The sequence below is a fragment of the Enhydrobacter aerosaccus genome (assembly GCF_900167455.1).
In the GTDB taxonomy this organism is placed as follows: Bacteria; Pseudomonadota; Alphaproteobacteria; order Reyranellales; family Reyranellaceae; genus Reyranella; species Reyranella aerosaccus.
On sequence record NZ_FUWJ01000010.1, the window covers coordinates 212,528 to 222,816 of the forward strand.

The following is a 10,289-nucleotide window of genomic DNA, read 5'->3' on the forward strand; positions in this document are numbered from 1 at the left end:
CTGATCGCGTCCGTCTTTCTGGCTGGCCTCGCCACATCGGCGGATCACCGAATCGAATCCCGATCCGTACCGTGGATTGCGGTGTCCAGCCCTGTCCCTTCGGCCTCCCACCAAGCCAGCAGGCTGCACTGCCGGCTTTACTTCGGCTGCGCGCCCGAAGCCCGGTCCCTCGGAGAGTCGCCCGCCCTGCAAAAGGAGTAATCCGTGTCTCTCACCCTCGTTCTGGAAGCTCAACCTCCGTCTCCCTCGGCGCTCGCAAGACGCGTCAGCGTCACCGCCGTGGATCGCGTGATAGCCGTGACCCACTTGCCCGCGCGCGCCCGTGCGGCGGTCATCGGGCGCCATACCTTGCCATTCGTGATCGCGCTTATGGATCGCGGCTGCGCCTGCGTGCGCAGCCTGCGCCCCGACGTCGCGATGCCGGACTGCGAAGCGGTCGACCTCGCCTGGATCGTCGATGTCGCAAGCGAACCGGAACTCGACTGGGCCCTCGAAGCAGCCCGGCGTCGCACCGGCGGCAAGGGCCGCGTCGTCGTGGAAGGCTCGGGTTGCCTCAGCTGTCGCGCCATCGAGCGCCGCGCTCGAACGGCCAGGCTCGATGTCATCTCGTTCGACCATCGGGCGCAACGTGTCGTTCTCGCAGCCACGACACCTCTGGCCATGGCGGCCTGAATGCGCGTGTCTTCGACCCTCCAGCCGGTCGGCCTCCAGAGATTTCCCGCCCTCGTCCGGACGATCGCGCACGCGATCGTTCTCCTGACCTGTGGCGTGATCGCGATAACCTCGGTCGTGGCGATCCGCCACGGCGTGTTCGAGTATTTCCACGGCAATGCCGACATCGTCCGGCAGCTGGCCAGCCCGCTCGTCGCTGACGAGGATCACACCAGCCGGTAGCCGATGCCGGGTTCCGTCAGCACGTGCCGCGGTGCTGACGGATCGGCCTCGATTTTCTGACGCAGCTGGCGGACATAGACCCGCAGATATTGCGGATCGACCGATTCGTCATGCCACACCTCCCGCAGCAGGTGCTTGTGCGTCAGCACTTTGCCGGCATGGATCACGAGCTGTTCGAGGATGTCGTATTCCTTGGGCGAGAGTTTCACATCCTCGCCACTGCGCTTCACCAGGCGGCGCACCAGATCGACACTGAGATCGTCGCTGGCGAAGCTGCGCTCCGCTCCCTGCTGCTGCAGACGATGGCGCAGCGCCGCCCGGATGCGGGCCATGAGCTCGTCCGCTCCGAACGGCTTGGTCACATAGTCGTCCGCCCCGGCATCGAGAGCGGTCACCTTGGCGGCCTCGTCACCACGGCTCGAGAGCACCACGATCGGCACCGGTGCAACGGCGCGGATCTTGCCCAGAAGCTCGAGCCCGTCGATGTCGGGCAGGCCGAGATCGAGCAGCACGAGATCGGGGCGATAGTGACGGAGCGCCGTCAAGGCCTCGCCCCCGGTCGCAGCTTCCTGCGTGCGGTAGTCGTGGGCGCCGAGCGTCGTGCGCAGCAGCCGCCGGATCGGCGGCTCGTCCTCGACGATGAGGATCACCGCGGCGTCGCCGGTCATGTCGATAACGGATAGGTCACGATGAACTCCGCCCCCGTGCGGTCAGTCCGGTTGCGCACCGCGACCGCGCCGCCTTGAACTTCGACGAAGCCCTTGGCTATGGCCAGGCCCAGGCCGGTGCCAGCGCGGCGCCGATCGCCGTCGTCGGCGCGATAGAATTTGTCGAAGAGACGGTCAAGAGCCCCCTCGGCGATGCCCGGACCTTCGTCCCGCACGACGATCTCGACCACGCCGCCAATCCGCTTGGCGGATATCTCGATGCGACCACCGGCGGGAGAGTATTTCCCGGCATTGTCCAGGATGTTGAAAAGCGCCTGCTCCGCCAGCACGAAATCCAGCGACAGGGACGGCAGGCCCGCTTCGACCGACGAGGCGACGACCCGATCCTTGAGCAGCGGCATGGCGCGCCGCAACGTCGTCGAGACGAGATCTCCCACCTCCACCGGTTCGCGCTTGGGCACGATCACGCCGGCATCGAGCCGCGTCATGTCGAGCAGATTGCCGACGAACCGATCGAGACGCTCGGCCTCGGTCAGGGCGGTCGACAGCAATTCGTCCCGGGTCGCCTCGTCATAACGCTCGCGAAAGCTTCTGAGGCTCGACAGCGATCCGATGATCGAGGCCAGGGGTGTGCGAAGGTCGTGCGAGACAGAGGTGAGCATCGCGGAGCGCAACCGCTCGCGCTCGGCGCCGATCCGGGCCTGGTCGATGTCGGCGGCGAGAACGACGCGTTCGATCGCGACGGCAGCCTGATTGCCGACGGCCTCGAGCAGCCGACGCTCCGAGGCGCTCAACTCGCGGGCGTCGCCGGTCGGCAGGATGCCCACGACGCCGATCGGCGCGCGGCTGGTGCGAATGGGCACGAACAGCCAGCGACCGCCGGGCAGCGTGTCGGTGCCCTTTCCGGTAGGCCGATCCGAATCCCAGCACCAGCGGGCTGCGGCAAGGTCCGCATCCGTGAATTCACTGTCGGGCGGGAAAGCCGCCCGCAGCGTCAGCCGGCCACCTTCCTTGGGGCTGCGGTCCGGCATCAGGATCGCGACCTCGGCATTGAGCAACCGGGCCAGGTGCGTCACGACGATCCACAGCAGGTCGTCGAGATCGATGACGCCCGCGATCTTGCGGCTGAAGGCATAAAGGTCGGCGGTCGTCCGGGCCTCGCGCCGCGCCGCCTGCGCCTGGGCGCGCGTGCGCGTACCGAGGGCGCTTGCCGCCACCGCGACGAACATGAAGAAGAACAGGGCAACGACATTGGCCGGATCGGCGATCGTCAGGCGATAGAGCGGCGGCAGGAAGAAGAAATTGTAGGAAAGCACCGACAACGCCGCGACCCACAACGACGGCACCAGCCCGTGTCGCGCGGCTGCGACCAGCACGGGCACGACGTAGACGAGCGAGATGTTCGGGAGATTGATGTATGTATCGATGAGGACTCCGACGGCGGTCGCGAGCGCCATCGTCAACAGCCCCTCGAAATACGGACCAATCGAGCGCGGCGCGCCCAGCAGCCAGTCGATCGGAGCGGCCACCTCGGGCTTGTCCGACGACGGCGCCACCTCAACGACCAAGCCCGAGCCGCTGCGCACCAGCTCGTCCACGACCGAGCCGTGGCGCAATTCGAACCAGCGCGAGCGGCGCGACTTGCTAACCACGACGCGTGTCGCATTGCGCGAACGGGCGAAGGCGACGATCTCCTCCACCACGGTCCGGCCCGGCACGGTGACGATCTCGGCATTGAGCTGGGCGGCGAGCTGCATGGCTTCGCCGAGGCGGGCCTGCTCGGCCTCGGTCAGCAGGCTGTGGCGCTGCGTCTCGACATAGAGGGCGATGAGTTCGGCATCGAGGCTGTCGGCGGTGCGCTTGGCGGCACGGACCGTATTGACGGCATCAGGGCTGGGATCGAGACAGACGATCACCCGCTCGCCCGCAGCCCACGGGCCAGTGATCGCATGTTCGCGCATGTAGCTGCGCATCTGCTCGTCGACCCGCTCGGCCGTGCGTCGCAACGCAAGTTCGCGCAGGGCCGTGAGGTTGCCCGGCGAGAAATAGTGCTTGAGGGCACGCTGTGCCTGTTCGCGGACATAGACCTTGCCGGCACCCAATCGCGCAATCAGATCGGTCGGCGTGGTGTCCACCAATTCGACCTCGTCCGCTGCGTCGACGACCGAGTCCGGCACGGTCTCGCGCACGCGAATGCGGGTGATGCGTGCCACCACGTCGTTCAGACTCTCGACGTGCTGCACGTTCATGGTCGAGTAGACGTCGATGCCGGCCGCCAGCAGCTCTTCGACATCGAGATAGCGTTTGGGATGACGACTGCCGGGTGCGTTGGTATGGGCAAGTTCGTCGACCAGCACCAGGGACGGGCGACGCCGCAGGATGGCATCGAGATCCATTTCCTCGAGCGTGCGGCCCTTGTACTCGACCTCGCGTCGCGGGATCACCTCGAGATCGGCCAGCTTGGCCTCGGTCTCAGCCCGGCCATGCGTCTCGACGACGCCCACCACCACATCCACGCCCTCGGTCTTGCGTCGATGGGCATCGGTCAGCATCTCGTAGGTCTTTCCGACGCCGGGCGCGGCGCCGAAGAAGATCTTGAACTTGCCGCGCGACTCCTTCTGCGCCGCCTTCAGCAGAGCGTCAGGCGACGGACGTGTGTCATCGGGAATGCCAGCCGCCATCGGGAAACAAAGATGTCATCGCCCCGCCAGAGCGTCGAGCGCCATGTTCAGCCGAAGCACGTTCACGCTGGGCTCACCGATCACCCCCAGGAAGCGGCCTTCGGTCTGCGCCGCCACCAGCTCGCGCAGCCGCTGCTGCGGAAGACCGCGCTCCTTGGCGACGCGTGGCACTTGGAACAGCGCCGCTGCCGGTGAGATATCCGGATCGAGGCCGCTCGCGGACGTCGTCACCAGATCGACCGGGATCGGGGCGCCGGGATTCTCGGCCTTCAACTTCTCGACGTCGCCCTGGACGCGCTCCATCAGCGCCTTGGATGTCGGCCCGGCATTGCTGCCGGCAGAGTTGGCGGCATTGTAGGGTGCGGCAATGGTCTTGGTCGGATCCTTGGGATCGGTGTCGGTGGTGGCCGACGGCCGGCCATGGAAATAGCCCGGCTTCTCGAAGTTCTGACCGATCAGCTCCGAGCCGATCACCTTGCCGCCCTTCTCGATCAGGCTGCCATTGGCCTGACGCGGAAACAGCGCCTGGGCGATGCCCGTCATGGCGAGCGGATAGGCAAGGCCGGTCAGGACCGTGAACAGCACGATCATGACGATGGCGGGTCGAAGTTCTTTCAACATGGATCGATCCTCACGCAAGCCCGATGGCGGTAACGAGCACGTCGATCAGCTTGATGCCGACGAAGGGCACGATCACGCCGCCGAGGCCATAGACGAACAGGTTGCGCAGCAGCACGGCGGAGGCGCCAAGCGGACGATACCGCACGCCGCGCAGTGCCAGCGGAATCAGGGCGATGATGACCAGCGCATTGAAGATGATCGCCGACAGGATCGCGCTTTGAGGCGTCTTGAGCTGCATGACGTTGAGCGCCTGGAGCTGCGGGTAGAAGGCCAGGAACATCGCCGGGATGATGGCGAAGTACTTGGCGACGTCGTTGGCGATCGAGAAGGTCGTCAGCGCGCCGCGGGTCATGAGCAGCTGCTTGCCGATCTCGACGATCTCGATGAGCTTGGCGGGATCGCTGTCGAGATCGACCATGTTGCCCGCCTCGCGCGCCGCCATGGTACCGGTATTCATGGCCACGCCGACATCGGCCTGCGCCAGCGCCGGCGCATCGTTCGTGCCGTCGCCGCACATCGCCACCAGCTTGCCCTGCGCCTGCTCGTCCCGAATCAGCTTGAGCTTGGTCTCGGGCGTGGCCTGCGCCAGGAAGTCGTCGACGCCAGCTTCGGCGGCAATGGCGGCAGCGGTCAACGGATTGTCGCCGGTGATCATGACGGTGCGGATTCCCATCCGCCGCAACGTCGCGAAGCGGTCGCGGATGCCGCCCTTCACGATGTCCTTGAGGTGAATGACGCCCAGCAGCTTGCCGTCCTTGGCGACGGCCAGCGGCGTGCCGCCGGCCTTGGCGATCTTCTCGGCGATCGCTTCGATCTCGCGCGCCGCCTGCGGCAGCGCCCGGACGTCGGCGATGACCGCATCCACGGCGCCCTTGCGGATCGAGGCGCCATCGACGTCGATGCCGCTGATCCGGGTATGGGCCGAGAAGGGAATGAACTTGGCATGCAGCGGCGCCATCTCGCGGCCGCGGATGCCGTACTTATCCTTGGCCAGCACGACGATCGAGCGACCTTCAGGCGTCTCGTCAGCCAGTGACGACAGCTGGCTGGCGTCGGCCAGGTCGCGCTCGGTCACGCCGGCCACCGGCAGGAACTCCGTGGCCTGGCGATTGCCCAGCGTGATGGTGCCGGTCTTGTCGAGCAGCAGCGTATCGACGTCGCCCGCCGCCTCGACGGCGCGGCCGGACATGGCGAGCACGTTGAACCGCACCAGCCGGTCCATGCCGGCGATGCCGATCGCCGACAGCAGGGCGCCGATCGTGGTGGGGATCAGCGTCACGAACAGCGCCACCAGCACAAGCACGCCCATCGTCCCGCCGGCATAGGTGGCGAAGCTCGGGATGCTGGCGACGGAGAAGACGAAGATGATCGTCATGCCCGCCAGCAGGATGTTGAGTGCGATCTCGTTCGGCGTCTTCTGGCGCTCGGCACCCTCGACCAGCGAGATCATGCGATCGAGGAAGGTCGAGCCCGGCTCCGCCGTGATGCGCACCTTGATCCAGTCCGAGATCACCTGCGTGCCGCCGGTGACGGCCGACCGGTCGCCGCCGCTCTCGCGGATGACAGGCGCCGATTCACCGGTGATGGCAGCCTCGTTGACGGATGCCACGCCCTCGACGACTTCGCCGTCCGACGGGATCAGGTCGCCGGTCTGCACCAGGACGATGTCACCCTTCCGGAGCTGAGGCGCGGGCACCTCGGTCCATTTGGTGGCGGAAACATCCGCCAGCCGCTTGGCCACCGTCTCGGTCTTGGCGCGGCGCAAGGTGGCGGCCTGCGCCTTGCCGCGGCCCTCGGCGACGGCTTCGGCAAAATTCGCGAACAGCACCGTGAACCACAGCCAGATATTGATCTGCAGCGCGAAGCCCAGCCCGCCATTTCCGACGACGATGTCGCGAACGAACAGGATCGTCGTCAGGGTGGCCACGACCTCGACCGTGAACATGACCGGGTTGCGGATCATCACGCGCGGATCGAGCTTCTTGAAGGCGTCGAGGGCGGCAGGGCCCAGAATCTTCGGATCGGTCATGGTGGTGACCGCCATCCGTTTCCGCATATGGGCGGGAATTTCGATTGTCATGTCAGTGCCTCGGCTCAGAAGAGTGTTCCGGCAGTCATCGCGAAGTGTTCGACCAGGGGCCCGAGTGCCAGGGCCGGGAAGAAGGTCAGGCCGCCCACGATCAGGATCACGCCAATGACCAGGCCGACGAACAGCGGGCCATCGGTCGGGAAGGTGCCCGCCGAGGCCGGCACGATCTTCTTGGCCGCGAGCGAGCCCGCGATTGCGACCATCGGCACGATCATCAGGAAGCGTCCGATGAACATCGCGAAGCCGATGGTGGTGTTGTAGAAGAGCGTGTTGGCGCTGATGCCGGCGAAGGCCGAGCCATTGTTGCCCGTACCGGAGGTATAAGCGTACAGGATCTCGCTGAAGCCATGCGGACCCTGGTTGGCAGGACCGGCGAGGCCGGCATCGACCACCGTCGCGAGGGCCGTGAAACCCAGGATCGACAACGGCAGGATCAGGATGGCGAGCATCGCCATCTTCACTTCCTTGGCTTCGATCTTCTTGCCGAGATATTCCGGCGTACGACCGACCATGAGGCCTGCCACGAACACCGAGATGATGGCGAACAGCAGCATGCCGTAGAGGCCCGACCCTACGCCGCCGAAGATGATCTCGCCGAGCTGGATGTTGAACAGCGGCACCAGCCCGCCAAGCGGCGTGTAGCTGTCGTGCATCGAGTTCACGGCGCCGCAGGAGGCGTCGGTCGTCACGGTGGCGAACAGGGCCGAGTTGGCGATGCCGAACCGGATCTCTTTGCCCTCCATGTTGCCGCCCGCTTGAAGGGCGGACGCGTCGGTGTCGACCCCAAGCTTGGCGATCTGCGGATTGCCAGCCGCCTCCGCCCAATAGGCAATGGCGGTTCCGCCCAGCATCAGGATACCCATGACGGCGAAGACCGCCCAACCCTGGCGCTGGTCGCCGACCATGCGGCCGAACACGTTGGTCAACGCAGCGCCGATCGACAGCAGCAGCACCATCTGGACGAAGTTGGTGATCGCGTTCGGATTCTCGAACGGATGGGCCGAGTTGGCGTTGAAGAAGCCGCCGCCATTCGTGCCCAGCATCTTGATGACCTCCTGCGAAGCCACCGGGCCCTGGGCGATCACCTGCTTGCCGCCTTCGAGCGTCGTCACCTCGGTATAGGCGGACAGGTTCTGGGGCATGCCCTGCCAGACGAAGAACAGGCCGACGACGATCGAGAGCGGCAGCAGGATGTAGAGCGTGCAACGGGTCAGATCGACCCAGAAATTGCCGATGCCCTTGGCCGAGCGGCGGGCGAAGCCGCGGATCAGCGCGACCGCGAGGGCAATGCCGGTCGCCGCCGAGACGAAATTGTGCACCGTGAGCCCGGCCATCTGCACCAGGTAGCTCAGGGTGGTCTCGGGCACGTAGGACTGCCAGTTGGTGTTGGTGTCGAAGCTCATCGCCGTATTGAAGGCGAGCCCCTCCTCCACCGCGGACTGGCCGGCGGGATTGAACGGCAGCAGCGCCTGGAAGCGCTGCAGTGCATACAAGGTGAGAAAGCCCACGAGGCTGAACAGCAACATGGCCACCGCGTAGGTGACCCAATTCTGGTCCTTGCGTTCGTCGACGCCGCTCAGGCGATAGAACAGCCGCTCGACGGGCCTCAATGCCGGCGACAGGATCGTGCGCTCGCCCGCGAAGACGCGCGTCATGTAACCGCCGAGCGGTTTGACGAGCAGAACGATGACCACGCAGTAAAGCGCGATCTGGAACCAACCGTTGAAGGTCATGGCAGGTCTTCCCCTAGAAGCGTTCGGGGCGCAGCAGCGCGTAGGTCAGGTAGACGAGCAGGGCCAGCGTCACCGCGCCGCCGAGGATGTAGTCGATCACCATGACGGTCTCCTCAAAGCCTGTCGCAGGCATAGGCGTAGGCGATGGCCACCAGGAAAAGGCCGCTGCCGATCGCAATCAGGATGACATCCAACATCGGTTTGCTCTCAATCGTGACGGCGGTTTCTCGCGCCAGTGACCATAGGGAATCGAGAGGGCAGGAATGGCGCGCCCATAGGAATTTCATATATGCGCTGGCCTGAAGAGCCGATTTCAACTGTAGGCTGTGACTGTTGCGGTTAATTGATCTGGCTCAATCGCCCCCATCAACGAATGCCGAACGACTGCAACAGCAGCAGCACCGCGGCGACCAGGACGAGATGGGCTGCCACGACGAGCCCGATAGCGCGCAAGACCTGGCCGGGGCGCGGCGGCTCGGGCGCATCGTGGTCATGGCGGCAGCGGCGCTCTACGTCCGGATGCTCCTGCACGGTTACCGCCCAGATCTCGGGAGAGAGGTTTTCCATCAAGCTCTGGGTTATGTGGACCCGCGGCACATAGGAAATCGATGGCAGGGCAGTCGCCGGTCGATAGGAAGATCATAGGAATTGACGCCGGCCGCGATGTTATCGGAGCGTCTAGTCGATGCGCTTCACCATGTAGACGCCATCAGCCACGATCTCGACGACGGTGGCGGTGCGATCGTCGTTGCGGACAAAGGCGACCGCATCGTCGAGAGAATTGAAGCCGTGCGACAGGGAGGCGTTGGGCCGTGTCACGTGCCAGCCATGCCCCATCTGCACGATACGGAAATAAGCTCTCTTCGGGGTAACGTTGCTAAGGTCCATCTCCAGCTCCGGAACGCAGCTCTGCTGTCGGTGAGCTCGGGCGCAGAAGGAGATGTGCCCGCCTGATCGTATGAATTCGAGAGGAGGAAGCGACCACGGTTATAGGAAATGCATATCATTCCAGGCGTAGGCCCAGGAATCATTATGGGATTCCTATATTGGTATGGACGGGAGGGCATGGACTTCCTAAGGGCTGAACGGGCTTCTTCGACGTCATGCAAAGGGGAGTACCAATGACGAAGAATGCTCTTGCCGCACTGGTCGGAGTGATGATCCTCGCGGCTTCCGGGTCGATTGCCCAAGCGCAGACACAGGCTCCTGCACAGCCGGCGCCGCCGGCCCAACAAACACAGCCACCAGCAGCAGCACCGGCGGAGAAGGAGACGTGGAAGGGTCCGTTCGGCGGGACCTTCAACGCCAACTTCGCCATCACGACCGACTATTCCTATCGCGGCATCTCGCAGACCCAGCGCAACCCCGCCTTCCAGATGGGCTTCGGCTACGAGACCCCGCAGGTCAGCGAGAAGGTGCCGCTATCGGCCTATGCCAGCCTGTGGGGCAGTAATGTCAGCTTCCCCGGCACCGGCGCCTCCGTCGAGATCGACACCGTCGCCGGCCTGCGCCTCAAGGCCCTCAACGAGAAGCTCCTCGTCGACCTCAGCTGGATGCGATACAATTATCCAGGCTCCACGCCCGACATCGGCTTCATCGAGTA

The 10,289-nt window shown here is 65.1% G+C and carries 12 protein-coding genes; 3 read left to right on the top strand and 9 right to left on the bottom strand.

The features are described from left to right. Positions 1 to 204 precede the first annotated feature (204 nt). Together B5D62_RS26270 and B5D62_RS26275 are read left to right on the top strand one after the other, a co-directional pair. Positions 205 to 672 carry a hypothetical protein gene (locus tag B5D62_RS26270; protein WP_139374103.1) on the top strand — a complete coding sequence of 156 codons (468 nt, stop codon included), beginning with the start codon at positions 205 to 207 and terminating at the stop codon, positions 670 to 672. Continuing rightward, positions 673 to 894, top strand: a complete 222-nt coding sequence (locus B5D62_RS26275; protein ID WP_085937017.1) for a hypothetical protein — start codon at positions 673 to 675, stop codon at positions 892 to 894. Here B5D62_RS26275 and B5D62_RS26280 read toward each other — a convergent pair. The 9 genes from B5D62_RS26280 to B5D62_RS33100 form a co-directional block, all read right to left on the bottom strand. Then, entirely contained in the window at positions 879 to 1,562 is a 684-nt protein-coding gene (locus tag B5D62_RS26280; protein WP_085937018.1) for a response regulator, read from the bottom strand. The two genes, B5D62_RS26275 and B5D62_RS26280, sit on opposite strands and share 16 nt — an antisense overlap. Next, on the bottom strand, positions 1,559 to 4,243 hold the full coding sequence (locus B5D62_RS26285) for a sensor histidine kinase (protein WP_085937019.1): 2,685 nt from the start codon (positions 4,241 to 4,243) through the stop codon (positions 1,559 to 1,561). The genes B5D62_RS26280 and B5D62_RS26285 overlap by 4 nt, the downstream gene beginning before the upstream one ends. 15 nt (positions 4,244 to 4,258) lie before the next feature. Then, complete coding sequence (locus tag B5D62_RS26290; RefSeq protein WP_085937020.1) at positions 4,259 to 4,864, bottom strand: K(+)-transporting ATPase subunit C; 606 nt, start codon at positions 4,862 to 4,864, stop codon at positions 4,259 to 4,261. Positions 4,865 to 4,874: 10 nt separating this feature from the next. Then, positions 4,875 to 6,908: a potassium-transporting ATPase subunit KdpB gene (gene kdpB / locus B5D62_RS26295; protein ID WP_419188819.1), complete on the bottom strand. Its 2,034-nt coding sequence runs from the start codon at positions 6,906 to 6,908 to the stop codon at positions 4,875 to 4,877. A 50-nt stretch (positions 6,909 to 6,958) separates the two neighbouring features. Next, the gene (gene kdpA, locus B5D62_RS26300) at positions 6,959 to 8,686 is read right to left on the bottom strand and encodes a potassium-transporting ATPase subunit KdpA (RefSeq protein WP_085937021.1); all 1,728 of its coding nucleotides are present in this window, start codon (positions 8,684 to 8,686) and stop codon (positions 6,959 to 6,961) included. 13 nt (positions 8,687 to 8,699) lie between these two features. Further along, a complete protein-coding gene (locus B5D62_RS26305; protein WP_085937022.1) occupies positions 8,700 to 8,789 on the bottom strand; it encodes a K(+)-transporting ATPase subunit F in 90 nt (29 codons plus the stop codon). 10 nt (positions 8,790 to 8,799) lie between these two features. Continuing rightward, positions 8,800 to 9,003, bottom strand: coding sequence for a hypothetical protein (locus B5D62_RS33095; protein ID WP_139374104.1), 204 nt, complete (start codon positions 9,001 to 9,003; stop codon positions 8,800 to 8,802). Between the two features lie 49 nt (positions 9,004 to 9,052). After that, positions 9,053 to 9,253 (bottom strand): hypothetical protein, encoded by a 201-nt coding sequence (locus B5D62_RS26310; RefSeq protein WP_085937023.1) that lies wholly within the window; start codon positions 9,251 to 9,253, stop codon positions 9,053 to 9,055. A gap of 111 nt (positions 9,254 to 9,364) precedes the next feature. Continuing rightward, a complete protein-coding gene (locus B5D62_RS33100) occupies positions 9,365 to 9,574 on the bottom strand; it encodes a hypothetical protein (RefSeq protein WP_139374105.1) in 210 nt (69 codons plus the stop codon). A gap of 233 nt (positions 9,575 to 9,807) precedes the next feature. On the opposite strand from B5D62_RS33100, the gene B5D62_RS26315 reads away from it, so the two are divergent. After that, the coding region (locus B5D62_RS26315; protein ID WP_218191317.1) for a TorF family putative porin at positions 9,808 to 10,289 on the top strand (482 nt) is incomplete at its 3' end.